At 69.7% G+C, this 26,316-nt stretch carries 26 protein-coding genes, 1 pseudogene and 1 riboswitch; of the genes and pseudogenes, 13 read left to right on the top strand and 14 right to left on the bottom strand.

Annotation, left to right across the window (positions count from 1 at the left end; all coding sequences use genetic code 11):
- Window positions 1-48 precede the first annotated feature (48 nt).
- Window positions 49-975: an LpxL/LpxP family Kdo(2)-lipid IV(A) lauroyl/palmitoleoyl acyltransferase gene (lpxL, locus tag ACTHK2_RS05385; RefSeq protein WP_440244672.1), complete on the bottom strand. Its 927-nt coding sequence runs from the start codon at window positions 973-975 to the stop codon at window positions 49-51.
- 182 nt (window positions 976-1,157) lie between these two features.
- Between lpxL and waaA the strand changes: the two genes are divergently transcribed.
- Complete coding sequence (gene waaA / locus ACTHK2_RS05390) at window positions 1,158-2,468, top strand: lipid IV(A) 3-deoxy-D-manno-octulosonic acid transferase (protein ID WP_440244673.1); 1,311 nt, start codon at window positions 1,158-1,160, stop codon at window positions 2,466-2,468.
- 33 nt (window positions 2,469-2,501) lie between these two features.
- Here the strand turns inward: waaA and ACTHK2_RS05395 are convergent, their stop codons facing one another.
- The 3 genes from ACTHK2_RS05395 to ACTHK2_RS05405 form a co-directional block, all read right to left on the bottom strand.
- Complete coding sequence (locus ACTHK2_RS05395) at window positions 2,502-3,896, bottom strand: TolC family outer membrane protein (protein ID WP_440244674.1); 1,395 nt, start codon at window positions 3,894-3,896, stop codon at window positions 2,502-2,504.
- A 36-nt stretch (window positions 3,897-3,932) separates the two neighbouring features.
- A complete protein-coding gene (locus ACTHK2_RS05400; protein WP_440244675.1) occupies window positions 3,933-4,592 on the bottom strand; it encodes a protein-L-isoaspartate O-methyltransferase family protein in 660 nt (219 codons plus the stop codon).
- A 124-nt stretch (window positions 4,593-4,716) separates the two neighbouring features.
- Window positions 4,717-5,079: a hypothetical protein gene (locus tag ACTHK2_RS05405; RefSeq protein ID WP_440244676.1), complete on the bottom strand. Its 363-nt coding sequence runs from the start codon at window positions 5,077-5,079 to the stop codon at window positions 4,717-4,719.
- Between the two features lie 431 nt (window positions 5,080-5,510).
- Here ACTHK2_RS05405 and ACTHK2_RS05410 point away from each other — a divergent pair, with 431 nt between their 5' ends.
- The gene (locus ACTHK2_RS05410) at window positions 5,511-6,170 is read left to right on the top strand and encodes a TetR/AcrR family transcriptional regulator (RefSeq protein ID WP_440244677.1); all 660 of its coding nucleotides are present in this window, start codon (window positions 5,511-5,513) and stop codon (window positions 6,168-6,170) included.
- Window positions 6,171-6,206: 36 nt separating this feature from the next.
- Here ACTHK2_RS05410 and ACTHK2_RS05415 read toward each other — a convergent pair whose 3' ends face one another.
- From ACTHK2_RS05415 to rph, 8 genes are all read right to left on the bottom strand, one after another.
- Window positions 6,207-6,554 (bottom strand): PilZ domain-containing protein, encoded by a 348-nt coding sequence (locus tag ACTHK2_RS05415; protein ID WP_440244678.1) that lies wholly within the window; start codon window positions 6,552-6,554, stop codon window positions 6,207-6,209.
- On the bottom strand, window positions 6,551-8,794 hold the full coding sequence (locus ACTHK2_RS05420; RefSeq protein ID WP_440244679.1) for a DUF1631 family protein: 2,244 nt from the start codon (window positions 8,792-8,794) through the stop codon (window positions 6,551-6,553). Before ACTHK2_RS05420 ends, ACTHK2_RS05415 begins: the two co-directional genes overlap by 4 nt.
- A gap of 139 nt (window positions 8,795-8,933) precedes the next feature.
- A complete protein-coding gene (locus tag ACTHK2_RS05425; RefSeq protein WP_440244680.1) occupies window positions 8,934-10,766 on the bottom strand; it encodes a TonB-dependent receptor domain-containing protein in 1,833 nt (610 codons plus the stop codon).
- A gap of 121 nt (window positions 10,767-10,887) precedes the next feature.
- A riboswitch (cobalamin riboswitch) is annotated at window positions 10,888-11,102 on the bottom strand.
- 20 nt (window positions 11,103-11,122) lie between these two features.
- Window positions 11,123-11,311 (bottom strand): CPXCG motif-containing cysteine-rich protein, encoded by a 189-nt coding sequence (locus ACTHK2_RS05430; protein ID WP_440244681.1) that lies wholly within the window; start codon window positions 11,309-11,311, stop codon window positions 11,123-11,125.
- A 65-nt stretch (window positions 11,312-11,376) separates the two neighbouring features.
- Window positions 11,377-12,552 (bottom strand): radical SAM family heme chaperone HemW, encoded by a 1,176-nt coding sequence (hemW, locus tag ACTHK2_RS05435; protein WP_440244682.1) that lies wholly within the window; start codon window positions 12,550-12,552, stop codon window positions 11,377-11,379.
- A gap of 26 nt (window positions 12,553-12,578) precedes the next feature.
- Window positions 12,579-13,181, bottom strand: a complete 603-nt coding sequence (gene rdgB / locus ACTHK2_RS05440) for an RdgB/HAM1 family non-canonical purine NTP pyrophosphatase (RefSeq protein WP_440244683.1) — start codon at window positions 13,179-13,181, stop codon at window positions 12,579-12,581.
- A gap of 99 nt (window positions 13,182-13,280) precedes the next feature.
- Window positions 13,281-13,682 carry a VOC family protein gene (locus ACTHK2_RS05445; protein WP_440244684.1) on the bottom strand — a complete coding sequence of 134 codons (402 nt, stop codon included), beginning with the start codon at window positions 13,680-13,682 and terminating at the stop codon, window positions 13,281-13,283.
- Window positions 13,679-14,422 (bottom strand): ribonuclease PH, encoded by a 744-nt coding sequence (rph, locus tag ACTHK2_RS05450; protein WP_440244685.1) that lies wholly within the window; start codon window positions 14,420-14,422, stop codon window positions 13,679-13,681. Before rph ends, ACTHK2_RS05445 begins: the two co-directional genes overlap by 4 nt.
- Window positions 14,423-14,491: 69 nt before the next feature.
- Here rph and ACTHK2_RS05455 point away from each other — a divergent pair, with 69 nt between their 5' ends.
- The 7 genes and pseudogenes from ACTHK2_RS05455 to ACTHK2_RS05485 all read left to right on the top strand — a co-directional run bounded on the left by ACTHK2_RS05455 (window position 14,492) and on the right by ACTHK2_RS05485 (window position 19,283).
- Window positions 14,492-15,355, top strand: coding sequence for a YicC/YloC family endoribonuclease (locus tag ACTHK2_RS05455; protein WP_440244686.1), 864 nt, complete (start codon window positions 14,492-14,494; stop codon window positions 15,353-15,355).
- A complete protein-coding gene (gene gmk, locus ACTHK2_RS05460) occupies window positions 15,352-15,969 on the top strand; it encodes a guanylate kinase (protein WP_440244687.1) in 618 nt (205 codons plus the stop codon). The genes ACTHK2_RS05455 and gmk overlap by 4 nt, the downstream gene beginning before the upstream one ends.
- Before the next feature lie 93 nt (window positions 15,970-16,062).
- A pseudogene (locus ACTHK2_RS05465) lies at window positions 16,063-16,899 on the top strand (ABC transporter ATP-binding protein).
- Window positions 16,896-17,663: a lipid asymmetry maintenance ABC transporter permease subunit MlaE gene (mlaE, locus tag ACTHK2_RS05470; protein WP_440244688.1), complete on the top strand. Its 768-nt coding sequence runs from the start codon at window positions 16,896-16,898 to the stop codon at window positions 17,661-17,663. The pseudogene ACTHK2_RS05465 and the gene mlaE overlap by 4 nt, the downstream one beginning before the upstream one ends.
- Before the next feature lie 92 nt (window positions 17,664-17,755).
- Complete coding sequence (gene mlaD, locus ACTHK2_RS05475) at window positions 17,756-18,286, top strand: outer membrane lipid asymmetry maintenance protein MlaD (RefSeq protein WP_440244689.1); 531 nt, start codon at window positions 17,756-17,758, stop codon at window positions 18,284-18,286.
- A 35-nt stretch (window positions 18,287-18,321) separates the two neighbouring features.
- Entirely contained in the window at window positions 18,322-18,966 is a 645-nt protein-coding gene (locus ACTHK2_RS05480; RefSeq protein WP_440244704.1) for an MlaC/ttg2D family ABC transporter substrate-binding protein, read from the top strand.
- Window positions 18,966-19,283: an STAS domain-containing protein gene (locus ACTHK2_RS05485; RefSeq protein ID WP_440244690.1), complete on the top strand. Its 318-nt coding sequence runs from the start codon at window positions 18,966-18,968 to the stop codon at window positions 19,281-19,283. The genes ACTHK2_RS05480 and ACTHK2_RS05485 overlap by 1 nt, the downstream gene beginning before the upstream one ends.
- Before the next feature lie 224 nt (window positions 19,284-19,507).
- On the opposite strand, the gene ACTHK2_RS05490 is transcribed toward ACTHK2_RS05485, so the two are convergent.
- Window positions 19,508-20,326 (bottom strand): MlaA family lipoprotein, encoded by an 819-nt coding sequence (locus ACTHK2_RS05490; protein ID WP_440244691.1) that lies wholly within the window; start codon window positions 20,324-20,326, stop codon window positions 19,508-19,510.
- Between the two features lie 214 nt (window positions 20,327-20,540).
- Here ACTHK2_RS05490 and rpoZ point away from each other — a divergent pair, with 214 nt between their 5' ends.
- The 3 genes from rpoZ to ACTHK2_RS05505 all read left to right on the top strand — a co-directional run bounded on the left by rpoZ (window position 20,541) and on the right by ACTHK2_RS05505 (window position 23,530).
- A complete protein-coding gene (gene rpoZ, locus ACTHK2_RS05495; protein ID WP_440244692.1) occupies window positions 20,541-20,834 on the top strand; it encodes a DNA-directed RNA polymerase subunit omega in 294 nt (97 codons plus the stop codon).
- Between the two features lie 79 nt (window positions 20,835-20,913).
- Window positions 20,914-23,064 carry a RelA/SpoT family protein gene (locus tag ACTHK2_RS05500; RefSeq protein WP_440244693.1) on the top strand — a complete coding sequence of 717 codons (2,151 nt, stop codon included), beginning with the start codon at window positions 20,914-20,916 and terminating at the stop codon, window positions 23,062-23,064.
- A gap of 79 nt (window positions 23,065-23,143) precedes the next feature.
- Window positions 23,144-23,530, top strand: a complete 387-nt coding sequence (locus ACTHK2_RS05505) for a RidA family protein (protein ID WP_440244694.1) — start codon at window positions 23,144-23,146, stop codon at window positions 23,528-23,530.
- 13 nt (window positions 23,531-23,543) lie between these two features.
- Here ACTHK2_RS05505 and ACTHK2_RS05510 read toward each other — a convergent pair whose 3' ends face one another.
- The gene (locus tag ACTHK2_RS05510; RefSeq protein ID WP_440244695.1) at window positions 23,544-24,110 is read right to left on the bottom strand and encodes a hypothetical protein; all 567 of its coding nucleotides are present in this window, start codon (window positions 24,108-24,110) and stop codon (window positions 23,544-23,546) included.
- 80 nt (window positions 24,111-24,190) lie between these two features.
- Between ACTHK2_RS05510 and recG the strand changes: the two genes are divergently transcribed.
- Window positions 24,191-26,302 carry an ATP-dependent DNA helicase RecG gene (gene recG / locus ACTHK2_RS05515; protein ID WP_440244696.1) on the top strand — a complete coding sequence of 704 codons (2,112 nt, stop codon included), beginning with the start codon at window positions 24,191-24,193 and terminating at the stop codon, window positions 26,300-26,302.
- The last annotated feature ends 14 nt before the right edge of the window (window positions 26,303-26,316 follow it).

Raw genomic sequence — 26,316 nt, forward strand, 5'->3', positions numbered from 1 at the left:
CGCGCATACTGGCATGAAAGCGGCCTTGCGAGGATGGCGTGCGGCGCGCTATCGATCGTACAGCGGCGCGTCCCCGGGCGGCCGTGTCTTGAAGCGCTTGTGCAGCCAGAGGTACTGCTCCGGGGCCTCGCGCACCATGCGTTCGATGCAGGCATTCACGCGCGTGGTGTCGGCGACGACGTCATCGCCGGGGAATGCGTCGAGCGCCGCCTCGAGGCGGATCGCGTAGCCGCCTGCGGCCGTGCGGCGATGGAAGAACGGGATCACCTTCGCGCCCGACAGCCGGGCCAGGTGATGCGTCGCGGTGATCGTCGCGGCCGGCACGCCGAAGAACGGCGCGAACACGGCGTCCTTGCCGCGCATGTCCTGGTCCGGCGCGTACCAGACGGTGCCGCCACCCTTGAGGTAGCGCACGGTCTGGCGCAATTCGTTCTTCTCGAACATCGCATCGGCATAGCGCAGTCGCGCGCGCTTGATCGCCCACTCGAACGCGGCGTCGGCGTGCTCGCGATACATGCCCGCGATCGCGATGCGCTGCGAGACGAGGCGCGCGCACAACTCCAGGTGCGAGAAGTGCGCGCCGACGAGCAGGATGCCATGGCCCCTGGCGCGCGCCTGCTCGAGGTGATGGAGGCCTTCGAATTCGACGGGGATGCGTTCGATCGCGCGGCGCGAACCCATCCAGGCGAGCGCGAACTCGACCAGCAGGGTGCCGGAGTCACGCAGGTTCTCCCGCACCAGGCGCGCGCGCGCGGCGGGGTCGAGTTCGGGGAAGCACAACTCGATGTTGCGCGCGGCGACGCGGCGACGCTCGCCGAGCACGCGCGCCGTGAGCCCGCCGAGCACGCGGCCGATACGCAGCAACAGTCCGTGCGGCAGCAGCGCGACGAGGCGGATCAGGCCGAGTCCGATCCAGGCAGGCCAGTGTCGCGGAGAGAGCAGGGCAGGGCGGAAGCGCGGCGGGGACTGTGGCATCCGGGAATTATGCTTGAGGGCTGGTGGCTGGTGGCTGGTGGCTGCAAGGCGAAAGCGTCGCGTCCCGCGAGCATCCGAGCCCTCAGCCGTCGCACCTCGTACCTCGATCATTTCAGCCTCCGGACCCGCAGCCCTCAGCCCTCGCATCGCTATACTGCCCCACCTCCAAACGCCACGCGCCCGTGTTCCAGCGCTTCATCTACACCCTCACGCTCTACCTGCTCACGCCGTTCGTCGTGTACCGGTTGGCCGCGCGTGGCATCAAGTACCACGGCTATTTCGCGCGCTGGCGCGAGCGCTTCGGCTTCTTCCCCGACCCCGGCATCAGCGACAGCATCTGGATCCACGCGGTGTCGCTCGGCGAGGTGAATGCGGCGATCCCGCTGATCGAGGCGCTCATGCGCCGCTACAGCGATTCGCAGTTCGTCATCACGACGGTGACGCCGACCGGTTCGGACCGCGTGTTGCGCCTGTTCGGCGACCGCGTGTTCCACGTCTACCTGCCGTACGACCTCACCACGGCGGTGAAGCGCTTCCTCGATCGCGTGCGCCCGCGCCTCGCGGTGATCATGGAAACGGAGATCTGGCCAAACCTGTTCATGACCTGTGCCGAACGCGACATCTCGATCGTGATCGCGAACGCGCGCCTGTCGGAGAAGTCCCTGCGCGGGTACTGGCCGATCCAGCCGCTCGCGCGGCGCGCGATCCGTTGCGCGAGCTTCGTCGCGGCGCAGTCCGCGTCCGACTACGAGCGCCTGAGCCGGCTCGGCGCCGACCCATCGCGCCTCGCGACCGTCGGCAACCTCAAGTTCGATCTCGCGGTACCGGCGGGCGTGCGCGAGCGCGGCGCGGCGTTCCGCGTCACCGCGGGCGGCGCACGGCCGGTGTGGATCGCGGCGAGCACGCACGAAGGCGAGGAGATGATTGTGCTGAAGGCGCATGCGGAAGTGCTGCGCCGCTTTCCCGACGCGCTGTTGCTGCTCGCGCCGCGCCACCCGGAGCGCTTCAAGCCGGTCGCCACCGCGTGCCGCGCGTTCGGCTTCCACACCGCCACGCGCAGCGAGGACGGCGGTGCCGACCCCGCCTGCCAGTGCTTCGTCGTCGACTCGATGGGCGAGCTGATCGAGTTCTACGCGGCGGCCGACGTCGCGTTCGTCGGTGGCAGCCTCGTGCCGGTCGGCGGCCACAACCTGCTCGAACCCGCGGCGCTCGCGCGGCCGGTCGTGGTCGGCCCGCAGACGTTCAATTTCGCCGAAGTCACCGAAGACCTCATCGCCGCCGGCGCGGTGCTGCGCATCGGCGAAGGCGACGAACTGGGCCCGGCGGTCGTGCGCCTGCTCGCGCGCGACGTCGAGCGGCGCAGCATGGGCGAAGCGGCGCGCGCCGTGATGGAGCGCGAACGCGGCGCGGTCGACCGCACGATGGCGATCGTCGAAAGGGTGTTGGCACACGAGGTAACGCGCGAACCGGCCCGCGGCCGGCGCGCGCGGTAGGCGGCACGCGGCTCGCGCGTGCCGCGGGCGACATCATTCGAGCAGCGCGTTGATCGCCTCGAGGTCCTTCACTTCGATCACGCCCGCCGCCTGCTTCAGCAGCAGGCCGTTGATCACGAAGTTGTGGCGCGCGGTCGAATAGGCGCTCTGCGCCTGCAGCAGCGTCTGCTGGCTGATCAGCACGTCGACGATCGTGCGCGTGCCGACTTCGTAGCCGGCCTGGGTCGCCTCGACCGAACTCTGCGCGGACACGACGGCGGCCTTGGTCGCCTCGACCTCGCTCGCGCCGGCGATGACCGAGCGGTAGTCGTTGCGCGTCGCGGCTTCGACCTGCCGGCGGTTGAACTCGTACTGGTCCTGCGCGAAGTCGCGGTTGTAGATCGCCTGGCGCACGCGCGACTGGGTCGCGCCGCCGCTGAAGATCGGTACGTTGAGCTGCAGCTGCACGGTGTTGCCCCAGCGCGGATCGCCGGCGAAGTCGTGCACGCTGCCGAGGCCGCCGTAGTGCGAATCGGACCAGCTCGGCGAGCGGCCGTAGCTGAGGCTGCCGGTGATCGTCGGCAGGTGGCCTGCACGCGCGGTGTTGATGTTCGCATTGGCGGCGTCGACCTGCAGCGCGGACGACTTCAACGCCGGGTTGTTCTTGAGCGCGACCTCGACCCATGCGGACGGGTCGTCGGGCGTGGGATGGTCGAGCGGCAGCGCCTCGCGCAGGCGCTTGAATTCGCCCGGCTCCTTGTTGGTGAGCTGGCGCACCGCTTCGCGTGCGGTGTCGACTGCATTCTGGTTGCTGATCACGCTCGCGACGGCCTGGTCGTGCTGCGCCTTGGCGTCGTTGACGTCGGTGATCGCGGCGAGGCCGACTTCGAAGCGCTGCTGCGCCTGCTCGAGCTGGCGCGCGAGCGCCTTCTCGTTGGCGTCGGAGAACTTCAGCGTGTCGACCGCGCTGAGCACGTCGAAGTAGGCGCGTGCGACGTTGATGAGCAGCTGCTGCTGTGCAGCGTCGTAGGTCGCGGCGCCGGCGTCGGCGGTGTAATGGCTTGCCTTCAGCGCGGTCCACTTGCTGATGTCGAGGATGCTCTGCGTCAGCGTCGCGCTGGTCGAGCGCGTGTAGCTCGTCGTGGTCACGCCGTCGACCGGCACGAGGTCGTTCGGGTCGTTCGGGTTGGCGGGGTTGGGCACGAGCGTCGTGCCGTTCTCGCCGCCGCGCGAACGCGTGAAGTCGAGGTTCACGCCGATCTGCGGCAGTAGCAGCGCGCGTGCCTGGTCGACGTACTCGTCGGTCGCGAGCTTGGTCGCCTCGGCGCCGGCGAGCGTCGGATCGGAGGCGCGGGCTTCCTGGTAGACCTGCAGCAGGTCGTCGGCGTGCGCAGCGCCGGCGGTGAAGCTCAGCGCCAAGGCCAGCGGCAGGGAACGAAAGCGGATCATCGGTTCATCCTCGGGAGTGTTGTTCTTCCAGGCCGATCACAGCGTGAAGCGCCGCGGCGGTTCGGCATTGCGCAGGTACGGGACGTCGGTTTCGAACAGGCTGTTGCTGCTCCAGCGTGAATCGGCGGAGCGCGTGTAAAGGGTGGCCTGCTGCGCCGGCGATTCGCCGACGATCGCGAGCAGGCGCCCACCGTGCCGGCCCCAGTCGCGCGCGCGCTCGGGCAGCGACCAGACGGCGCCGCCGAGGACGACCGCATCGAACGGCTCGTGCACGTCGAAGTCGCGCAGCGCATCGGCGGTTTCGACCTTGGCATTGCGCACCTGCGCCGCGGCGAGCTTCGCGCGCGCAGCTTCCGCGAAATCCGCATGCAGCTCCACGCTGACGACGCTGCCGGCGAGCCGCGCGATGCATGCGGTCAGGAAACCCGTGCCCGTCCCGACCTCGAGCACCTTTTCGCCGGGCTGCAGCGCGAGCGCCTGCAGCAGGCGGCCTTCGACCACGGGCTTGAGCATGACTTCGTCGTGGCCGATCGGCAGCGCGATGTCGGCGAAGGCGAGATTGCGATGGCGCGCCGGCACGAAATCTTCGCGTCGGACGTCGCGCAGTACGTCGAGGACGCGCGCGTCGAGCACCTCCCAGGTTCGCACCTGGTTCTCGACCATGTTCTGCCGGGCCTGCTCTGTGGTGGTCAACATCGCGTCCTGCCGTTGCAAGAAAAAAGGGTCAAGAGCATAGGCACTCGCCGCTGCGGCGGCAAATCCATCGTTGGCGATCCCCCGCCGTGGACCGAAGTGCCGGAAGTCACCGGAACCACGGCCTTCAGGCGGCGACGGCGCCCTGGGGCGCGACCAGGCGTTCGCCCCATGCCGCCTGCGCCGCCGCGACGCTCGCCGCGAGCGCGGCGTCGATGCGTGCGAGACGCAATTCGGCGACCTCGCGCGCATCCATCGCGGCGGCCGCGCACAGCAGCGCCAGCCAGCGCGCGAGACGGCCGCGGTCGTCCGCGGACAACGCGGACAGCACGCGTCGCGCAGCGCTGCGCATCTGCGCGAACCGGAACGTCGTGAGCCGCATGTCGCATTCGAGCAGCGGTGCGAACGCGCGCTGCGCGATGCGCAAGGCAAGACTGGCTTCATGTGCCGCAGCGTTCGCGCCGGCGACCGTCGATCCTGCAGAGTTCATCGCTGTACTCCGATCGTTCGGCCACGGCTCGTCGCGGCCTTCTGATGCACTGACGAAGGAAAAGGTTGCATGGCGTCGCACCTCAGCAAGACGCATGCCATGGAATCGCTGCCGGACGACGAAAACCCCGCCCCGTCATGTGGGCGAACCGCGCCGCCACAAGAGCTCCCGACCGCACCGTCCGGTCGCGGGGGAGGGAGAGAGACCCGGACGGTGCGGCGAGAGACTTTCAAAACGAACGAAAACAAGCATGTCCGACCCGTCATGGCCTACGCCTGACAGGCGTCAGGCGGCATAATCCGGCGGGGAGCGGAGCGGCGGGATCGACGAGGGCGTTTCCGGACTGGAAAACCGAGGCGATCGCCACCATTCATAAACTTGCGGGTATAGTATCGAATCTGTACTCGGTAGTCCAGCTGGTATTCGTCGACATGAACGCAGCCATCGCCAAGACGTGCGGCCCCGGCCGTCCCAAAGACCTCGAGAAACGTGCGGCGATCCTCTGCGCTGCGAAGCGGTTGTTCCCCTCGACCGGTTTCGAAGGCACGAGCATGGACGCGATCGCGGCCGAAGCTGGCGTGTCGAAGCTGACGGTCTACAGTCATTTCACCGACAAGGAGACGCTCTTCTTCGCCGCGATCCGCGCGCGGTGCGAGGAGCAGATGCCGGCGACCCTGTTCGAGATCGACGTCGAGGGCCCGGTGCGGCGCCAGCTCGAGGCGATCGCGCGTGCGTTCTTCGCGCTGGTCACGGCGCCGGAATCGATTTCGCTGCACCGCCTGCTCAATTCCGGCACCGCGATGTCGGACAAGCTCGTGCAGATGTTCTGGGAAGCCGGCCCGCAGCGGGTGCAATCGGGGTTCCAGCAGTTCCTGCGCCACGAGGTCGAAGCCGGCCAGCTCGTCATCGGCGACATCCCGCGCGCGGCGTCGCAGTTCTTCGCACTGCTCAAGGGCGAACTGCATGCACGCCTCATGTGCGGCTGCCCGGGGCCGTTCACCGAACAGGACATCGAGACGCACATCCGCGCGACGGTCGAGTTCTTCCTGCGCGCCTACGCGGCCCATCCGGAGCGCGTCGTCGCGCTCTGACCCGGCGGCGCCCACGCGTCCGGCGCGGCGCACGCATCACTCGATGAAATCCTGCGCGTGCATCAGCCATTCGCGCAGCACGCCCGCGTCGTCGGGCGCGACGTCGATGAAACGGAAGCCGACCCAGCTCTGGCCGCGCATCGTCCCGGGCGCGCTCCACTGCTCGTGCACGCCCACTTCGATCGGATGCAGGCGCCCGTGGGCGTCGGGCAGGTGGAACGAAAACTGGTAGAGCGCGTCGTCGGCGATCGGCCGCTGCGCGAGCAGCAGCATGCCTTCGAGCGACAGGTTGCCGAGGTGGCCGACCACCTCGCCGGTCATCGCATCGGTAACGTGCAGGGCGACGTCGGGCCGCTTGCGCGGCAGCCTGCGCTTCTCGTTCATGGACGTGCTCCCGCGCCGGCCTGCGCCGCTTCGCCGGGCGCGCGCAGCAGGCCGACGATTGCCTTCCACGCGCGATCGATCAGCGAACCCTGTTCCATCACGACCGGGCGGATCTGGCCGCGCGCCATGTCGCGCGCGACCTGCTCGAGCGTGTGATCGTCGACGCGCGCACCACGCTGGTTGACGAACAGGCAGTGCCCCGTCACCGGCGAGAACCAGGCGAGCTTGCGTCGCACCGTGTCGCCCTGCTGGTTGCGCACGAACTCGAACCAGGTGCCGAACGGCGTGCGCTTGAGTTGTTGCAGCATCTCGGTTTCCGCGGGCGTCAGCGGCGCAGGCGCCGCCCGCGGCGGCGTGATCGGCGCGGCCTCGCCACCGAGGCGCGGCTTGTCCTTGAGCGCCTCGTCGATGCGCTGCAACTGCGCCGTCGCCGCGGGCGTCGGGGCGCGCGTGAACAAATTGTCGACGAGGCCGCGCACGTCGTCGCCGTGCAGCCCGACCTGGCGCAGGCCGCCTTCCAGTTCCTGCCGGACCGCCTCGTCGTCCGGCGTGTCGGCGAGTGGCGCCACGCCGCGCCGGGCGATGTTCTCGGCGATTTCGACGCGTCGCTTGAACTCGCTGCCTTCGGGGCCCTCGCGCAGTGCGCTCAGGGCGAGCGCGTCCGTCCACGCCTGCTCGAGCAGCGAGCGCACGCGTGGCGCGGGGATGGTCGCCTGGAGGATGCGGATCACCGCGGCGCGCGCCGCTTCGCGCGCGATCTCGAGGCGATCGCGACCCCGCGCGGCGTCGATGTTGCGCCGCTCGACCACTTCCGCGCGCCGCGCCAGCAACTGCATGTGCTTGCTGAGGTCGCCGAGCAGGTGGTCGAACACGCCGACGTCGCCGTCGAAATTCGCGCTGACGTGATCGACGACCATCTGCATCTTGCGCGAGAGGTCGGGGTCGGCGTCGGACTCGTCGAACCAGTGCGTACCGGTTTCCGCGATGGTGTTGAGCAGTTCGCGCGCGGGATGGTCGCGGCGCGTGAAGAAGCTTTTGTCGCCGAGCGCGACGCGCAGCACCGGCACGTGCAGCCGCGTGAGCAGCGAGCGCGCGCCGCTGCCTTCGCGCACGTTTCGCACGACGTAGTCGAACAGCATGCCGACGAGGTCGACGGTGTCGAGATCCTCGTCGCCGAGGCCGAGCGGACGCCCCTCAGGGCTCGCCCGGCGCAGCTTCACCAGCAACGTGTTCTTGAAATGCTCGCTGTCGTAGCGCGCCTGCTGCGCGGGCGTGCTCGGCGCGCGCTGCAGGGTCGCGAGCACGCTCTGCAGGTCGTCGCGGCTCGCCGGCGTGCAGGACGCCGATGCCGCCCCGGCGGTGCCTTCGGCGCGCCGTTTCGCGCCGAGCAGGTCGCGCAGCGTGCCGAACAGTTCGCTGTCCGGTTGCTCCGCCGCCGGTGCCGGCGCTGCCGTTTCCTCCGCGCGACTGCCATCGGCCGGGGGCGCCGCATCGTCGGCCGGTGGCGCGACATCGGGTCGGCGGAAGGTCGGGTGCTGCAGGTTCGGCAGCACGCGCTGGCTGCCGAGCCAGGTATTGATGCGATCGTAAAACGGCGCCAGCGTCGCCATCACGGCACGGTCGAACTGGCGGTAGGCGAACAGGCGATGCTCGAGGTCGAGGTCGAGGTCGCGCACGGCGTGACGGAACGCCTCGGTGATGCGTGTCGGCCCGAGGGGCACCTCTTCGATCGATGGAACCGGGCTGCCGGCGATGACCGCGAAGCGATGCGTGTAGGCATGCAGCGCCTGGCCGTTGCGGATATCGGCCTTGCCGGCGATCTCGCGCAGGCCGAGGTCTTCCTCGAGCACGGCGGCATCGACGAGTTCGAGCGAGGCAGGGGCCCACGCGGCCGCAGCGGCGGGGGTCGGCGCCGGCTCGCGCGTGCGCGCGAGATCGGCTTCGAGATGATCGTGGAAGCGTTGCTGGACGCTCGTGCCGCCCTGCTTGAACGCGCGCAGGGCCTCGAAGCGACGTTGCTGCTCGGCGCTGTTGCCGGAGCGCTCCGCCATGCGGAACAGGCTGCCGTCGATTTCGGTCATCGTGCGCGCGAGCGCCGGCTGGAACCAGCCCGCCGCATGCTGCTGCAATCCTTCGAGCAGGTTGCGTACGCGCGGTGGCAGGTCCGAACGCCGCCCGAGGACGGGCAGCCGCTCGCCCGTGCCGACCTTGTTGCCTGGCGCTCGCCCGCCGCTCGTCATCCGCCGAACGTCCCCATCGCCTGCGCCGCGCCTCGCGCGTCGAGCCGACGCGGGTCGGCTCCCCCGGTCGCCGGCGCTGCGGCGCCGGCATCGCGGGCATTCTTGCACGTCGTGCGTGCGCGCGAACAGGGGCGCGGGTTCAGCGCACGGGCGGTTGCCAGGTCACCTCGATCCAGCCGGAGCGGCCCGCAATGTTGTAGCCGTGCACGAGTTCGTAACGGCGATCGGTCACGTTCTCGGCGCGGGCGCCGAGCGTCCACGCATCGTCGAGCGCATAGCGCGCGCGCAGGTTGAGCAGCGTGTAGGCAGGCAGCTGGACCTCGGCGATGTCCTCGCGGCGGCTCGCGTACTGCACCTCCGCACCGACGCTGAAACGCGTGCCGAACGCGCGTTCGACGATGGCCGAGGCCTTGTTGCGCGCGCGGCGCAGCAGCCGCGCGTTGGTGTCGCCATCGCGCGCGTCTTCCCACGTGTAGGTCGCGCGTGCGGACCAGTCGCCGAAGCTCGCGTCCCAGGCGAGTTCGGCGCCGTCGATCTTCGCGTGCGCGATGTTGATCGCCTGGTTCTGCGGGCCGGTGAAGCTGATGAGATCATCGACGCGGTTGGAATACAGGTTCGCCTTGAGGCGCTGGTTCGCCGCGGGCGTGAACTCGAGGCCGAGCTCGGTGCTGCGCGAGCGTTCGGGGTCGAGGTCCGGATTGCCGGCGAAGTAGCCGCCGTAGCCGGGATCGTAGAGGTCGTTCATGGTCGGGCTGCGGAAACCCTGGCCGAAGCTCGCATAGGCGCGCCACGCGTCGCTCGCGCGCCAGCCGAGCGCGAGCGAGCCGGTGTTCGAGCCGCCGAAGTCGCTGTTGTGGTCGTGGCGCGCCGACAGTTCCGCGTCGAACGCGCCGAAGGTCGCGCGCCAGCCGCCGAACAGCGCGCTGTTGTTGCGGCTTTCGTCGTAGCGGGCGGTTCCGGCGAAGGTGTCGCGCGTCTCGCCTTCGTCGTGGACGAAGTCGACGCCGGCAACGAGGCGCTGCGTTTCGTCGAGGCGGAACTCGTTCTGCCAGAGCAGGGTCGAGCGCCGCGTGCGATACGCGGTGCCGTAGGCTGGCGTGGCGAGATCCTCGCGCGTATGGCCGAGTGCGAGCGTGTGGTGCCAGCCGGAGGCCAACTCACCGGAGAGGTTCACGCCTTCGGTCTGCTCGATGATGTCGGTGTAGCCCTGGTCGAACTGCGACTGGCCCCGGCTGCGGTACAGCGACGCCGACAGCAGCTGGCTGCCGAACTCGTGCGCGCCGCGCAGCACGAGGTTGTTGTTGCGGTAGCCGTCGTCGTCGGGGTCGTAGCTGCAGTACGGATCGTCGGGGCCGTTGCAGATGCCGGGGTTGGTGGCCGAGAAGCCGCCGACGTGGCGCGTGCCGACCTGCACGCTGTAGCCGTTCGCGCCGGCCCAGTGGCCGATGCCCGCGCTGGCGTCGGCATCGCGGTAGCTGCCGTAGGACAGCGTGACGCGCGGCCCGTCGAGCTTGCGCGTGAAGATCTGGATCACGCCGCCGAGAGCGTCGGAGCCCCAGTAACTCGCGCGCGGGCCGCGCACGATCTCGATGCGCTCGATCGCGTCCAGCGGCAGTTGTTCGAACGCAAATGCGCCGGTCGTCGCGGCCGCCGCGCGCACGCCGTCGATGAGCACGAGCACCTGGTTGGAATTGCTGCCGCGCAGGAACAGCGAGGTCTGCTGGCCGGCGCCGCCGGTGCGGTACAGCTCGACCCCGGCCTCGAGGCGCAGCAGGTCGTAGACGTCACGCGCGCCGCTCGCGTCGATGTCCCGGCGCGTGACGATGCTGACGTCGGCGAGGGTCTCGTCGACGGTTTCGGCGACGCGCGAGGCGGTCACCTGGACGGTCGGCTGCAATTGGGCGTCGTCCGCGTGCGCGCTCGCGCACAGCGCGGCGGACACCGCGACAGAAACAAGGGAAAGGCGGAACATCGTGATCTCCTTCGCACACCCGCGTGACCAGGGTCGTGCGAGGCGGACGCACGGACGTCCAGACGTCCATGCCCGTCCGTTGCCCGCCGCAACGCCTGGAGCCAGGCGCCTCCGCTCCGCGCGGAGGCGCAAACCCCGGGCCGGTCTCCGGGCTCGCGAGTGGCGCGTCGAATCCGACGCGTCGGCTCCGGTCGCCTTCCCGTCGCGACGCGACAGTGGCATGAGACCGGAACGTGGCTCGCTTACCGTTGCGGGGGCAGCGCCGGCTTCACACCGGCTTCCCGTTTCACCCCGTGCTCAACGAGCGGGCGGGGCACCTGAGGCGGCGCGCAGTGTAGTCGCGCCCCGCGGCCGCTTCAATCGCGATCGGTCGCGGTGCCGACATGGAGCAGCTCGCCGTCGTCGCCGACCTCGAGCGAAATCTCGATCGGCCGGCAGCAGACCGCGCAGTCCTCGACGTAGCGCTGCGAACCGGCCGAGGTGTCGGCCCGCGTCTCGAAGGTTTCGCCGCAGTAGGGGCAGTGGATGACGATGGGTTCGAGCATGGCGGGTTCCCGGTGTCGGTAGTCGATCGTGCATCGTGGCGCGGCGGTACGCCGCGCGGGCCACCCTACGCCGTCGGTTCGGGCAGGAACGCGCCGATCACGTCGTTGAGGTAGCGGCGACCGAGCGCGGTCGCAGCGAGGCGCGCAGGGTCTTCGACCATCCAGCCGCGCCGGCGTGCCTGCGCGAGCGGTACCGCGATCGAGGCGGGCGCGAGCCCGGTGCGTTCGCCGAACAGCGCCGCGTCGACGCCTTCCTCGAGGCGCAGCGCGTTCATCATGAACTCGAACGGCAGGTCGATCGCGGCGACGTCGGCCTGCGTGCCGAACGCTTCGCGTCGCGCCGCGCGGTCGAGGTAGCTGCGCGGCAGCTTCAGCTTGGCCGTGCGCACGACGCGCGCGTGCGCGGCGTCGCTGACCTTGCCGTGCGCGCCGGCTCCGATGCCGAGGTAGTCGCCGAAGCGCCAGTAGTTGAGGTTGTGCGCCGCGCACCGGCCTTCGCGCGCGTAGGCGGAGACCTCGTACTGCACGTAACCCGCGTCGGCGAGCGCGACCTGACACGCTTCCTGCATGTCCCATGCGCCGTCCTCGTCGGGCAGCGGCGGCGGCTTCGCCGCGAACAGCGTGTTCGGCTCGAGCGTGAGCTGGTAGTGCGAGATGTGCGTCGGCCGCAGCGCGAGCGCGCGTTCGACGTCGTCGAGCGCGCCGTCGAGCGTCTGTTCGGGCAATGCGTACATGAGGTCGAGGTTGATGTTCGCGTAGCCCGCGTCCTGCGCCCGTTTCACCGCGCGCTCGGCATCGCCGGCGGAGTGGATGCGGCCGAGCCGGCGCAGCTTGTCGTCGTCGAAGCTCTGCACGCCGAGGCTGAGGCGGTTGACCCCGGCGGCGAGATAGCCGTCGAAACGACCATGCTCGACCGTGCCGGGATTGGTCTCGAGGGTGACTTCGGCGTCCCGCGGCAGTTCGAGCCGCGCGGCGACGCCGTCGAGCACGTGCGCGATCGCCTCCGGCGAGAACAGGCTCGGCGTGCCGCCACCGAAGAACACGCTGTGCAGCGGACGCCCGGTGACCGCGGGGCCGAAGGCGGCGAGGTCGCGGTCGAGGTCGGCGAGCAGCGCGCGCACGTACTCGTCGACCGGCAACGCGCCGCTTTGCGCATGCGAATTGAAATCGCAATACGGGCATTTGCGCACGCACCACGGAATGTGCACATACAACGACAGCGGCGGCGCGATCAGCGGCATGCGCGCATTGTAGGCTTCGGCGGCGTTCAGCCGCGCAGCAGTTCGCGCAGGCGCGCGAGCGCGAGGCCGCGGTGGCTGACGCGATTTTTCGTCGCCGGATCGAGCTCGGCCGCTGCGGCGCCCTGCGTGGGATCGAAGAACACCGGATCGTAGCCGAAGCCGCCGCCGCCGCGTGGTGCGTGCAGGATGCGGCCGTGCCAGCGGCCTTCGGCGATCAGCGGCGCCGGGTCGTCGGCCGAGCGCAGCAGCACGATCGTGCAATGGAAACATGCGCCGCGCGCGTCGTCGGGGACGTCGCTCAAGGCATCGAGCAGCTTTGCGATGTTCGCCGCGGCGTCGCCGTGCGCGCCGGCGTACCGCGCGGAGTAGAGGCCGGGCGCGCCATCGAGCGCATCCACGCACAGGCCCGAATCGTCGCCGAGCGCGGGCAGGCCGGACATGCGCGCGGCGTGGCGCGCCTTGAGCAGCGCGTTCTCGACGAAGGTGCTGCCGGTTTCCGGGATGTCTTCGATGCGCAGTTCAGGCTGCGCGACGAGTTCGGTGCCGAGATCGGCGAGGATTTCGCGCATCTCGGCGAGCTTGCCGCGGTTGCCGCTGGCGAGGACGAGCTTCGGGAGTGCTGGTTTCATGCGCTTGCGGGGTGGTTGTCCGTGGTGAATGGTTCAAGGACGCCCGATACCGGTCCTGCGCCCGGATGACGGGCCAGGAAGCCTTCCTCGTGGCGTGACTCAGGCGGTGCCTGTGCGGGGCCCGATCAGGTCCCAGCGGTTGCCGTAGAGGTCGGTGAACACGATGACGGTGCCGTACCCCTCGTGGCGAGGCCGTCCGTCGAAGCGCGCGCCCGCGGCGGTGAGGCGCGCATGGTCGCGCGCGAAATCGTCGGTGTGCAGGAACCAGCCGACGCGGCCGCCGTGCTGGTTGCCGACGGCGGCGAGCTGGCGCTCGTCCGCGGCCTTCGCGAGCAGCAGCGCGAACGCGGCATCGTCGAAGGGCGCGATGCGCACCCAGCGCTTGCCGCCGCCGAGATCGGTGTCCTCCAGCAGGACGAAGCCGAGCGCGTCGGCGTACCACGCGATCGCCTCGTCGTAGTCGCGCACGAGGAGTGCGACCTGCGCGACGCGCCGGCTCATGCGCGCGCCAGCGCCTCGCGCTGCAGCGCGCACAGCTCCGCGATGCCCTTGGCGGCGAGCGCGAGCAGCGCATCGAGTTCCTCGCGGCGGAACGCGTGGCCCTCGGCGGTGCCCTGCAGTTCGATGAAGCCGCCGCCGTCGTTCATGACGACGTTCATGTCGGTGTCGCAGGCGGAGTCCTCGGCGTAGTCGAGGTCGAGCACGGGCGTGCCGCCGACGATGCCGACCGACACTGCGGCGACCGCGCCGAACAGCGGGTCGCGCTTGAGCAGGTGGCGCGCCTTGAGCCAGCCGATCGCGTCGGCGAGCGCGACGTAGGCGCCGGTGATCGCCGCCGTGCGCGTGCCGCCGTCGGCCTGCAACACGTCGCAATCGAGCGTGATCGTGCGTTCGCCGAGCGCGTGGCGGTCGATGCACGCGCGCAGGCTGCGGCCGATCAGCCGCTGGATCTCCATCGTGCGGCCGCCCTGGCCGCCGCGGGCGGCCTCGCGCTGCGTACGCTGGCCGGTCGCGCGCGGCAGCATGCCGTACTCGGCCGTGACCCAGCCCTCGCCCTTGCCGCGCAGGAAAGGCGGCGCCTTTTCCTCGATGCTCGCCGTGCACAGCACGCGCGTATCGCCGAACGCGACCAGTACCGAGCCCTCGGCATGGCGCGTGTAGTGCCGCTCGATGACCACCCGGCGCAACTGGTCGGGGGCGCGGCCGGACGGGCGCGTGGACGTGGGGGCGGGAGCCGTCATGCGGGGGCGCTTTGGCAATTGGGCCGTGGAGTTTACCATTGCGCCCCTTTCGTCCTGCGGGTTCCGCCGATGCTGCGTAGCATGACCGCCTTTGCCAGCGCCGAAGCCGACACCGGCCAGGGCTCGCTGGCGATCGAGCTGCGCTCGGTCAACCACCGCTATCTCGAACTCGGCCTGCGCCTGCCCGAAGAGCTGCGCGCGCTGGAGCCCGCGGTGCGCGAGCGCGTCGCCGCCAGGCTCGCGCGCGGCAAGGTCGACCTCGGCCTGCGCTGGAAGCCCGCGGCGGCGAGCGCCGCCGAGATCGCGGTCGACGAGGCGCTGGTCACGCGCCTGGCCGACACCGCGCAGATGCTCGCCGCGAAATTCCCGCAGCTGCACGTCGACTTCGCCTCGCTGCTCGGCTGGCCCGGCGTGCTGCTCGACCGCGGCGCCGACCAGGAATCGCTGCGCCAAGCGGCGTTGCGCCTGCTCGACACGGCGCTCGACGAGATGGTCGCCGCGCGCGGGCGCGAAGGCGAGCGCCTCGGCGGTTTCCTGCGCGAGCGCCTCGACGCGATCGAGCGCATCGTCGCCGACGTGCGCGCTCACATGCCCGACGTGCGCAACGCACTGCGCACGCGCTTCGACACGCGCCTCGCGGAACTCAAGCTGCCGCTCGACCCCGGTCGCATCGAACAGGAAGTCGTGCTGCAGATGCAGCGCATCGACGTCGACGAGGAACTCGACCGGCTCACCGCGCACGTCGCCGAGGCGCGTCGCGTGTTCGGCCTCAAGGAAGCGGTCGGACGGCGACTCGACTTCCTCATGCAGGAGTTCAACCGCGAGGCGAACACGCTCGGCTCCAAGGCCGCCGACCCGCGCACCACCAATGCCGCGGTCGAGCTCAAGGTGTTGATCGAGCAGATGCGCGAGCAGGTGCAGAACCTCGAATGAGCGGCTGCCTCTACATCGTCGCGGCGCCGTCGGGTGCGGGCAAGTCGAGCCTCGTCAACGCGCTGCTCGAGCGCGAGCCGGGCATCGCGCTGTCGATTTCACACACGACCCGGCCGCCGCGACCGAACGATCGCGACGGCGAGCACTACCACTTCGTCAATCGCGGCGTGTTCGAGCGGATGGTCGCCGACGGCCTGTTCCTCGAGCACGCGGAAGTGTTCGGCAATGGTTACGGCACCTCGCGCGCGGCGGTCGAGCCGTTGCTCGCACAGGGGCGCGACGTGTTGCTGGAGATCGACTGGCAGGGCGCGCGCCAGGTGCGCGCGGCGATGCCGGGGTGCGTCAGCGTCTTCATCCTGCCGCCGTCGCGCGCGGAACTCGAGCGGCGCCTGCGCAATCGCGCGTCCGACGATGCGCCGACCATCGCGCGGCGGCTCGCCGAGTCGCGCGACGAGGTTGCCCACGCCGGCGACTTCGACTACATCGTCGTCAACGACCAGTTCGCCGACGCACTGGCCGACCTGCGCGCGATCGTCGCCTGCCAGCGCCTGCGCCGTGAAGCGCAGGCGGTGCGCCACGCGGCGCTCATCGCGGACCTGCTGAAGGCCGATTGAACGCGCGCCGCGGCCGGCTGCGCGGCGAGGGCTTCTTCGGCTAAGGTAGCGCGCCGCGCGGCATCGCCGCGCCGTCGAACCGGGTTCCCCCACGTGAACATCCCATCCGCCAGCGCTGCCGGTGCCGCCCTCGTCGAGGTGCGCGGCCTGCGTACGGTGCTGTCCGGCAAGACGATCTTCGACGGGCTCGAACTGGACATCCCGCGGGGCCGCATCACCGCGATCATGGGCCCGAGCGGCACCGGCAAGACGACCTTGCTGCGCCACATCACCGGCCAGCTCGCGCCCGATGCGGGCACGATCCGTGTCGACGGCGAGGACGTGCCGCGCCTGACGCGCCCGCAGCTGTTCGAACTGCGCGAGAAGATCGGCTACCTGTTCCAGAACTCGGCGCTGCTGACCGACTTCAGCGTGTTCGAGAACGTCGCGTTCCCGCTGCGCCAGCACCTCAGGCTTCCCGAGGAACTCGTGCGCAACATCGTCCTGACCAAGCTGCAGGCGGTCGGCCTGCGCGGTGCGGCCGGGCTCATGCCGAGCGAATTGTCGGGCGGCATGGCGCGCCGCGTCGCGCTCGCGCGGGCGATCGTGCGCGACCCGATGCTGATCCTTTAAGACGAGCCGTTAGTCGGCCTCGATCCGATCGCGCTGAACCAGGTGCTCAAGCTGATCCGCACGCTCAACGACACGCTCGGCATCACGAGCATCCTCGTCGCGCACGAGTTCGCCGCGGTCGCGCGCGCGGCCGACCTCGTCTACCTCATCGCCGGCGGCCGGGTCGTCGCGCGCGGCACGCCGGCGGAACTCACGCGCGGCGAGTCGCCGTGGACGCGGCAGTTCTTCGGCGGCGAAGCGGATGGCCCGGTGCCGTTCCAGTATCCCGCGCGCGATCTCGCGCTCGATCTCGGTTTCCCTGCCGGCGGTGCCGCATGAGTTCCGTGCGCAAGCGGTCGATGGCCGCCGACGCGCTCGCACAGGTCGGCGCGTGCGGGCTGTTCCTGCTGCAGGTACTCGGAACGCTGCCGCGCAGCGTGCGCCATTTCGGCGAGACGGTGCGCCAGGTCTGGTTCGTCGGCGCGATGAGCCTCGTCATCATCATGACCTGCGGCCTGTTTGTCGGCGCCGTGCTCGGCCTGCAGCTCTACGACGTGCTGTCGCGCTTCGGCAGCGCGGCGATGAGCGGCACGGTCGTCGCGCTCGCGCTGTATCGGGAACTCGGGCCGGTGGTCACCGCATTGCTGTTCGCCGGACGCGCCGGCACGTCGATCACCGCGGAAATCGGCCTCATGCGCGCCACCGACCAGCTCGCCGCGATGGAGATGATGGCGGTCGACCCGCTCGCCTACGTGGTCGCGCCGCGCTTCCTCGCCGGCATCGTCGCCGTGCCCCTGCTCGTGTGCGTGTTCAACGCGCTGGCGATCCTCGGCGCGCACGTCGTCTGCGTGAGCTGGCTCGGGCTCGACAACGGCACTTTCTGGTCGAACATGACGGCCGCGGTCGATGTGCACACCGACGTGATCAATGGCGTCTGGAAGGCGGTCGCATTCGGCGCGGTATGCACGCTGATCGCGACATTCAACGGCTACACCACCGCACCGACCAGCGAGGGCGTCGCCTACGCGACCACGCGCACGGTCGTGTTCTCCTCGATTACCGTGCTCGCACTCGATTTCGTCATGACCGCATTCTTGATGTAGGAGCGGCTTCAGCCGCGATGCAACCGCGCACGCGAAGCGCCCGGGAAATCGCGGCTGAAGCCGCTCCTACAGGGACAGACAGGACGCTACAGATGACCCAGCAACGACGTTCGTACCAGATCGGCACCGGCCTGTTCATCCTGCTCGGCTTCGCCGCGCTCGCCTATCTCGCGACGCAGACGACCTCGGTGGCGAACTTCAGCCAGGGCGAGAGTTACGCGCTCAAGGCGCGCTTCACCAACATCGGCCAGCTCAAGCTGCGCGCCCCGGTGAAGCTCGCGGGCGTGCGCATCGGCTCGGTCGATTCAATCACGCTCGACCCGGCCAAGCTCGATGCGATCGTGCGAATCTCGGTCGACAAGCATTACGCGGAGATCCCGGATGATTCGGCGGCTGCGATATTCACCAGCGGTTTACTGGGTGACCAGTACGTTGGCATCCAGCCGGGCGGCTCGCCCGACATGCTGAAGGATGGCGACGAATTCGTGCTCACGCAGTCGTCGATGCAGCTCGAAGACCTTATCGGCAAGTTCCTCGTCAGCGGTTCGCCGCAGAAGCCCGCCAGCGGCCAGGACGCTCCGGCCGACGACAAGAGCGGCACCGCGCAGCCGCCCAAGCCCTGACAACGTTCTGATCCACACCCAGGAGTTCCACCATGTTGCTACGCACGCTCGGTCTTGCTTTCGCCTGCCTGCTCGGCGTTGCCGCGGTGACGCCCGCGCGCGCCGACGCGCCGACGCCGGACGCGGTCGTGCAGGGCATCGCCGACGACCTCGGCAAGGCGATCGAAGGCCACCAGGCCGAACTCAAGAACGACCATGAGAAGCTGATCAAGGTCATCGACGGCATCCTGCTGCCGCGCTTCGACATCGACTACGCCTCGATCCTCGTGCTCGGCCAGTACGCGCGCAGTTCGACGCCGGAGCAGCGCTCGCGCTTCGCCAAGGCATTCTACAACTCGATCGCGCACCGCTACGCGGAAGGCCTGCTCAACTACACGCGCGGCCGCGTGCGCGTGCTGCCGACCAAGGGCGAGCTCAGCGAGAAGCGCTCCATCGTGCGCACCGAGGTCGTGCTCGACGACGGCAAGACGCTCGCGGTCGATTACGCATTCCGCCAGACCAAGGAAGGCGGCTGGAAGGCCTACGACGTGATCATCGAAGGCATCTCCTACATCACCAACTACCGCAACCAGGTCGGCGCCGAGATCCAGAAGTCGAGCCTCGACGCGCTCATCGCCCGCCTCGAGACGCAGGGCGAGAAGGTGCTCGAGTCGATGGAGAAGGACCAGAAGGGCGGCTGATGTCGACCACATCGAGCATCGAACGCGTCGGCGCGGGTCGCGTGCGGATCGGCGGCCGCCTCGGCTTCCACGAAGCCGCGGCCGTCGCCGGACGCTGGCGGGAATTCGCCGCGGACGGTGGCGACGTCGAACTCGATCTCGCCGGCCTGCAGGAGGTCGACAGCGCCACGCTCGCGGTGCTGCTCGACTGGGCCGCGCAGGAGCGCCGGACGGGCGCACGCCTCAAGCTCACCGGCGTGCCGGCCGGGCTCGTCGCGCTCGCGCACCTCAGCGACACGGAAGGGCTGCTCGGCCTCGAGCATTCACGCAAGGCTTGAGGCGCCGCGCGCAGCGAGCGATGCGGCGAAGGCGCCTTCGTCGAAAGGCATCGCGACTGAAGCTGCTCCCACGCACGGTTTCCATGGGAGCCACCGTCCGGGATGGCGCGCCCCAAGGCCGAAGGCCGGAGCGAGACGTCGAGGGTGCAAAGGCGGATCCGCCGCTGCGCGGCTTGATCCGCCCTACCGGCCAACGGGGCTCTTTGGGGCCCGGCGGACGCGCTTCACGGCGGGTTGCCGCCGCCGTTCTTCTTCTCGTACTGCTGCTGCTCCTCGAGCAGCTGGTCGACGTCGACGTCGTCCGTGCCCTGCATCAGCTCGATCACCTCGGCCGGCGGTTGGCCGTCGTAGATGTCGTAGAGCCGGCGCTGGCGATAGGCGTCGCGGTAGAACACGTACGGGTCGTACACGCCCTCGAGCAGGCCTTCGGCCTCGATGCCGCGTGCGCGCAGGGTGACGAGGTACATCAGGCTCGGCAGTTGCTCGGCGTGGAACCTGAGGTCGCGATGGTCGGCGTACCAGCCGAGTGGATCGGCGTAGTGGTCGGCCGGCAAGCGCCAGACGTCGCGTGCCGAGGTCGAGCCCACCAGGGGCAGCACGAGGTAGGGACCCTCCGGCACCCCCCACTTGGCGAGAGTCACGCCGAAGTCGGTCTCCTGCGGCGGCAGCCGCATCTCGCTGGCCGGGTCGAACAGGCCGACGAAGCCGAGCGTGGTGTTGATCGCGAAGCGGCCGGTATTGCGCAGCGCGAGCTTCGGCTCGACCTGGAGGAGGTCGTTGACGATCGTGATCGGCATGCGGATGTTCGCGAAGAAGTTCGCGATCACGCGCCGCATGTTCGCGCTCGTGACCTTGCGGTAGGCCATCGCCGTCGGGCGGATCACCGCCTTGTCCGCGGCGTCGTTGAACGCGTACATCTTGCGGTTGAAGCCCTCCCACGGATCGTCCGTACGGGGCTTGGCGATCGTGCAGCCGGCGAGGAGGGCGACGCACAAGGCCGTCAGGCCCGCACGCAGATGGGCAGGGGTCGGAGTCGGGGACATCACGGGTCTCTTGGGCGCGGACGCAGGGCTCCGCAGCACGTGGGTATTCCTTTCCACGATGCAAGGCTACGCGAATTCACTGCTGCCATGAACCCGTGCGCGCGCCGGGCGATTTGCGCACCGTTCAGCGGGAGATTGCACCGCAGCAATCCGTGGCGCTACAATGACTGATCGTAAAGCCATGAATTGGCTTCAATTTTGGCGGAGAGCAAGAATGGCACGGATCACCGTGGAAGATTGCCTCGAGGTGGTCGACAACCGCTTCGAGCTGGTGCTGATGGCGACGCGTCGCGCGCGCCAGCTCGCGAAGGGCGCGACGGCGGCCGTCGACGGACACAACGACAAGCCCACCGTGCTCGCGCTGCGCGAGATCGCCGACCGCAAGGTCGACCAGACCATGATCGACGAGATCGACAAGCAGGAACGCGAGCGCAAGGAGCGCGAGGCGCTCGAATGGGCCGCGGCCGAAGTCGACGACGATCTCAGCAAGGGCGGCGACGACCTCTGATGGAACCTGCCTGCAGGAGTAGCCGATACCACGGGGTAGCCTGACGGGCTGCGCCGGCGCCATGGTCACGACCACGTCCATGCGCGCGAAGGCGCCGGAGGCGAACCGGCCTCCGGCCGACATGCGGGCACTCGAACAGCAACTAGCCGCCTACCTGCCGCCCGAGCAGGTCGAACGCGTGCGCCGCGCCTACGAGATCGGCGCGCTCGCGCACGCGGGCCAGACGCGGCGCAGCGGCGAGCCGTACATCACCCATCCGGTCGCGGTCGCCGGCATCCTTGCCGAGCTCGGCATGGATGCGGAGACGATCATCGCGGCGATCCTCCACGACACGCTCGAGGACACCGCGCTCACCTCCGAGCAGATCACGGCCGAGTTCGGCCAGTCCGTGATGGCGCTCGTCGACGGCGTCACCAAGCTCGACAAGGTGCGCTTCCGCAGCCGCCAGGAGGCCGCCGCGGAGAGCTTCCGCAAGATGCTGCTCGCGATGGCGCGCGACCTGCGCGTGATCCTGATCAAACTCGCCGATCGCCTGCACAACATGCGCACGCTCGGCGCGATGGAAGCGGAATCACGCCGGCGCATCGCGCGCGAAACGCTGGAGATCTACGCGCCGATTGCCCAGCGCCTGGGCATGAATCGCTTCAAGGCGGAACTCCAGGACCTCGGTTTCCGCATGTTCCATCCGGACCGCCATCGCGTGATCGCCGAGCGCATCCGCGCCGTGTTCGGCAACCGGCGCGAGGCGATGGCACGCATCGAGGAAGCGGTGCATACGCGCCTGGGCGCGGAGCAGATCGCCCATCGCGTGGTGAGCCGGATCAAGTCGCCCTACAGCATCTATTCGAAGATGCGCGCCGAACACAAATCGTTCACCCAGGTGATGGACGTGTACGGCTTTCGCGTCGTCGTCGACAGCGTCGCGCACTGTTACCAGGCGCTCGGCGCGGTGCACGCGTTGTACAAGCCGCTCGACGGCCGCTTCCGCGATTTCATCGCGATCCCGAAGGCGAACGGCTACCAGTCGCTGCACACCGTCCTGTTCGGGCCGTTCGGCGCGCCGATCGAGATCCAGATCCGCACCGAGGAGATGGACGCCGTCGCCGAGCGCGGGGTCGCCGCGCACTGGGCCTACAAGACCGATGCCGCGCCGGCGAACAGCGCGCAGTCGCGCGCGCGCGAATGGCTGTCCAACCTCGTCGACCGGCAGACCGAGATGCCTTCGCCGCTCGAGTTCATCGAGAACGTCAAGGTCGACCTGTTCCCGGACGAGGTCTACCTGTTCACGCCGAAAGGGCAGATCCTCGCGCTGCCGCGCAACGCGACCGCACTCGATTTCGCCTATTTCGTGCATACCGACGTCGGCGACCACGCGGTCGCGGCGCGCGTCGACAAGCGGCTTGTGCCGTTGCGCACGCCGCTCGCGAGCGGCCAGACCGTCGAGATCGTCACCGCGCCATCGGCGGCGCCCAGTCCGCAATGGCTCGAATGGGTCGTGTCCGGTCGCGCGCGCACGGCGATCCGCCATCACTTGAAGCGCCTGCAGCACGAGGACGCGGTCGAGTTCGGCCATCGCATGCTCGACCGCGCGTTCAGCGCGCTCGATGCCTCGCTCGAGGCGATTCCGCATGCCGCGCTCGAGCGCTACCTCGGCGAACAGAAGTACAAGCGGCTGGAGGAACTGCTCGCCGACATCGCGCTCGGCAACCGCGCTGCGGAGACGATCGCGCAGGCGCTGCTCGCCGCGCAGGGCGAGCACCCCCACGTGGCGCGCAGCGGCAGCAGCGAGAAGATCCTCATCAACGGCAGCGAACGCGGTGTGCTGAGCTTCGGCAACTGCTGCCACCCGCTGCCCGGCGACGAGATCATGGGTTATCTCTCGGCGGGCAAGGGCATCGTCGTGCACCGGCTCGAATGCCCGAACGTGCCGGAGCTGCGCAAGTCGCCCGAACGCTGCATCGAGATCGCCTGGGATACCGCGGTGCAGGGCGACTACAAGGTCGAACTGCGCATCGAGGTCGCCAATCGCCCCGGCGTGCTCGCCCAGGTCGCGGCGGCGATCGCCGAGGCGGGCTCGAACATCGAGAACGTCGAGTACAAGGAGCGCGACCTCACCACCGCAACGATGCTGTTCACGATCGAAGTGAAGAACCGCAAGCACCTCGCCGACGTGATGCGTCGCGTGCGCCGCCTGCAGGTCGTGACCGCGGTCAAGCGCCACCCGGTCTGAGCGTCGCGTGCCGCGCGCGCCCTTGCGCCGCGCAGCGCGCTCGCGCAAGCTTTTCCGGTTCGTTGCAGCCGGAGCCCCCATGTCGCGCACCATCATCCACACCGACCAGGCACCGAAGGCGATCGGCCCGTACTCGCAGGCCGTGCGCGCGGGCGACACCGTTTACCTGTCCGGGCAGATCCCGCTCGATCCGGCGACCGGCGAGCTCGTCGGTGGCGACATCAGCCGGCAGGCGCGGCGCGTGTTCGAGAACCTTTCCGCCGTGTGCGCGGCCGCGGGCGGATCACTCGCCGATGTCGTGCGCGTCGGCATCTACCTCACCGACCTCGGCGATTTCGCCGCGGTGAACTCGGTCATGGCCGAGTACTGCCAGCAGCCCTATCCGGCGCGCTCCACCATCCAGGTGACGGCGCTGCCGCGCGGCGCGCATGTCGAGGTTGACGCGGTCATGGTGCTCGGCGGCTGAAGCCTCGCTCGCGTCAGTGGATGCGCAGGAACAAGAGGCTGATGTAAACGAACAGCAGCAAGAACGAGGCAGTCGCGACCGCGGCCTGCACGCGCACCCGTTCCGACAGGTAACCGGGTAGCGCGAGCGCGAACCAGGCGAGGCGCAGGCCGGTGTCGAGGTCCGGTTGCGGCGCCGAGTGGGCGAGCATCCACTGCTGCAGGAACGTCGCTGGCGGCACCAGTGCGACGATCACGTAGAACGGCTTGCGCTTGGCGATGAAGGCGCGCGCGAGCGCGTCGCCGTCGAGGTGGAGGTCGGCCGGCAAGACGAGGTATGCGAGCAGGTAGAGCAGCACCGGCTGGATCATGAAGGTCACGTAGGAGAAGAACGTCCACTCCTCCACGCCGCGCCAGAAGAACGCGATCCACCACACCTGGAAATTGCCGAGCAGGAGGGTCGCGGTGATGACGAAGATCCACCAGGCCGGCCGCAGCGCGCGTCCATCGCGGATCAGGCGTGCGATGCCCGACAGGAGTTGCGTGACGCCGAGGCCGATCAGGATCGACAGCAACACCGAGATGTATTCGAACTCGTCCACGCCGATCTCCGCCACCGGGAAGCGCGCCGATCCTACACGCGCCGGCGCAGGCGCACGACACGCCTTGCTAACCTAGGCGCATGTCGCCGCGCGCCGCCCGTTCCTCCGTCGCCCTCGCCGACAGCGGCCTCGCGCCGCTGACGACGCTGCCGGGCGTCGGTCCCGCACTCGCGCAGGCGCTTGGCCGGCTCGGTCTCGCGCGCGTGCAGGACCTCTGGTTCCACCTGCCGCTGCGCTACGAGGACCGCACGCACATCACGCCGATCCGCGAGCTTTCCGTCGGCGAAAGTGCGCAGGTCGAGGGCGTGGTGGATGCGGTCGAGCGCGGTTTCCGCTATCGCCCGCAGCTGCGCGTCGCACTGGTCGACACGTCGCAGGCGACGCTCACGCTGCGCTTCTTCCATTTCAACCGTGCGCAGGCCGAGCAGTTCACGCCCGGCGCACGGATCCTCTGTTACGGCGAAGTGCGCCACGGCGCGCACGGCCCGGAGATCGTGCATCCCGAATACCGTCGCCTCGCCGCCGACGCGGTCGCGACGGCGGAGCAGGCGCTGACGCCGGTCTATCCGAGCACGGAAGGGCTCGGCCAGAAACGCCTTGCCGGCGTGATCGCGCGTGCGCTCGAACGCCTGCCCGGCGACGACGTGCTCGAACTGATCCCCGCCGACCTGCGCGGGCAGCTCGGCCTCGATTCGCTGCGCGCGTCGTTGCTGCTGCTGCATCGCCCGCCGCCCGACGCCGACGTCGCCGCGCTGCTCGCCCGTCGCCATCCTGCGCAGCAGCGCCTTGCGTTCGAGGAACTGCTGACCCACCACCTGAGCCTCAAGCGCCTGCGCGCGCAGGTGCGGCGACATGGTGCGCCGCCGCTCGTCGGCGACGGCCGGCTGCGCGCGGCGCTGCGCGGGAACCTGCCGTACGCGCTCACGCGCGCGCAGGAGCGCGTCGGTGCGGAGATCGAACGCGACCTCGCGCGCGGCAAGCCGATGCTGCGGCTCGTGCAGGGCGACGTCGGTTCCGGCAAGACCGTGGTCGCCGCGCTCGCCGCGCTCGCCGCCGCCGAAGCCGGCGCGCAGGCCGCGCTCGTCGCACCGACCGAACTGCTCGCCGAGCAGCACTGCAACACGTTCCGCACATGGCTGCAGCCGCTCGGCATCGAGCCGGTCTGGCTCGCCGGCAAGGTGCTCGGTCGCGCGCGCACCGCCGCACTCGCCGCGGTCGCCGACGGCGCGCCGCTGGTGATCGGCACGCACGCGCTGCTGCAGGAAGGCGTCGCGTTCCGCAAACTTGGACTCGCTATCATCGACGAGCAGCACCGTTTCGGCGTGCACCAGCGCCTCGCGCTGCGCGACAAGGGCCGCGACGGCGATCGCGTGCCGCACCAGCTCGTGCTTACCGCGACGCCGATCCCGCGCACGCTCGCGATGACCGCCTACGCCGACCTCGACGTGTCCGTCATCGACGAGCTGCCACCCGGGCGCACGCCGGTGCAGACGGTCGCGATTTCCACTTCGCGGCGTGGCGAAGTGATCGAGCGGATCCGCGCGGCCTGCGCGGAAGGGCGCCAGGCGTACTGGGTCTGCACGCTGATCGAGGAATCCGACCAGCTCGAGGCGCAGGCCGCCGAGGTGGCGTTCGCCGAACTCACGGCGGCACTGCCGGGCCTGCGGATCGGCCTCGTGCACGGTCGCCTCAAGGCCAAGGACAAGCAGGCGACGATGGACGCGTTCAAGCGCGGCGACACGCGCCTGCTCGTCGCGACGACGGTGATCGAAGTCGGCGTCGACGTGCCGAACGCGAGCCTCATGGTGATCGAGAACGCCGAGCGACTGGGCCTCGCCCAGCTGCACCAGCTGCGCGGCCGCGTCGGCCGCGGCAGCGCGGTGTCGAGCTGCGTACTGCTGTATCGCACGCCGCTGTCGCCGACCGCGCGTGCGCGGCTCGAGGTGATGCGCGAAACCGCGGACGGCTTCCGCATCGCCGAGAAGGACCTGGAGCTGCGCGGGCCCGGTGAACTGCTCGGAACGCGCCAGACCGGCCAGCTCATGTTCCGCGTCGCCGACCTCGCGCGCGACGCACACCTCCTGCCGCAGGTACAGCGCGTCGGCGAAGCGATGCTGCGCGACCATGCGCCGGCCGCGGAGCGGCTCGTCGCACGCTGGATCGGCGGAGCCGCGCGCTACGCCGGGGCCTAGCGGCTGAGCACGCG

The organism is Dokdonella sp. (genome assembly GCF_051958935.1).
In the GTDB taxonomy this organism is placed as follows: Bacteria; Pseudomonadota; Gammaproteobacteria; order Xanthomonadales; family Rhodanobacteraceae; genus Dokdonella_A.

Coding starts and splice junctions, on each gene's coding strand:
- lpxL (WP_440244672.1), bottom strand. CDS start 975: ATGCCACAGTCCCCGCCGCGCTTCCGCCCTGCCCTGCTCTCTCCGCGA.
- ACTHK2_RS05395 (WP_440244674.1), bottom strand. CDS start 3,896: ATGATCCGCTTTCGTTCCCTGCCGCTGGCCTTGGCGCTGAGCTTCACC.
- ACTHK2_RS05400 (WP_440244675.1), bottom strand. CDS start 4,592: ATGTTGACCACCACAGAGCAGGCCCGGCAGAACATGGTCGAGAACCAG.
- ACTHK2_RS05405 (WP_440244676.1), bottom strand. CDS start 5,079: ATGAACTCTGCAGGATCGACGGTCGCCGGCGCGAACGCTGCGGCACAT.
- ACTHK2_RS05410 (WP_440244677.1), top strand. CDS start 5,511: ATGAACGCAGCCATCGCCAAGACGTGCGGCCCCGGCCGTCCCAAAGAC.
- ACTHK2_RS05415 (WP_440244678.1), bottom strand. CDS start 6,554: ATGAACGAGAAGCGCAGGCTGCCGCGCAAGCGGCCCGACGTCGCCCTG.
- ACTHK2_RS05420 (WP_440244679.1), bottom strand. CDS start 8,794: ATGACGAGCGGCGGGCGAGCGCCAGGCAACAAGGTCGGCACGGGCGAG.
- ACTHK2_RS05425 (WP_440244680.1), bottom strand. CDS start 10,766: ATGTTCCGCCTTTCCCTTGTTTCTGTCGCGGTGTCCGCCGCGCTGTGC.
- ACTHK2_RS05430 (WP_440244681.1), bottom strand. CDS start 11,311: ATGCTCGAACCCATCGTCATCCACTGCCCCTACTGCGGCGAAACCTTC.
- hemW (WP_440244682.1), bottom strand. CDS start 12,552: ATGCCGCTGATCGCGCCGCCGCTGTCGTTGTATGTGCACATTCCGTGG.
- rdgB (WP_440244683.1), bottom strand. CDS start 13,181: ATGAAACCAGCACTCCCGAAGCTCGTCCTCGCCAGCGGCAACCGCGGC.
- ACTHK2_RS05445 (WP_440244684.1), bottom strand. CDS start 13,682: ATGAGCCGGCGCGTCGCGCAGGTCGCACTCCTCGTGCGCGACTACGAC.
- rph (WP_440244685.1), bottom strand. CDS start 14,422: ATGACGGCTCCCGCCCCCACGTCCACGCGCCCGTCCGGCCGCGCCCCC.
- ACTHK2_RS05455 (WP_440244686.1), top strand. CDS start 14,492: ATGCTGCGTAGCATGACCGCCTTTGCCAGCGCCGAAGCCGACACCGGC.
- gmk (WP_440244687.1), top strand. CDS start 15,352: ATGAGCGGCTGCCTCTACATCGTCGCGGCGCCGTCGGGTGCGGGCAAG.
- mlaE (WP_440244688.1), top strand. CDS start 16,896: ATGAGTTCCGTGCGCAAGCGGTCGATGGCCGCCGACGCGCTCGCACAG.
- mlaD (WP_440244689.1), top strand. CDS start 17,756: ATGACCCAGCAACGACGTTCGTACCAGATCGGCACCGGCCTGTTCATC.
- ACTHK2_RS05485 (WP_440244690.1), top strand. CDS start 18,966: ATGTCGACCACATCGAGCATCGAACGCGTCGGCGCGGGTCGCGTGCGG.
- ACTHK2_RS05490 (WP_440244691.1), bottom strand. CDS start 20,326: ATGTCCCCGACTCCGACCCCTGCCCATCTGCGTGCGGGCCTGACGGCC.
- rpoZ (WP_440244692.1), top strand. CDS start 20,541: ATGGCACGGATCACCGTGGAAGATTGCCTCGAGGTGGTCGACAACCGC.
- ACTHK2_RS05500 (WP_440244693.1), top strand. CDS start 20,914: ATGCGCGCGAAGGCGCCGGAGGCGAACCGGCCTCCGGCCGACATGCGG.
- ACTHK2_RS05505 (WP_440244694.1), top strand. CDS start 23,144: ATGTCGCGCACCATCATCCACACCGACCAGGCACCGAAGGCGATCGGC.
- recG (WP_440244696.1), top strand. CDS start 24,191: ATGTCGCCGCGCGCCGCCCGTTCCTCCGTCGCCCTCGCCGACAGCGGC.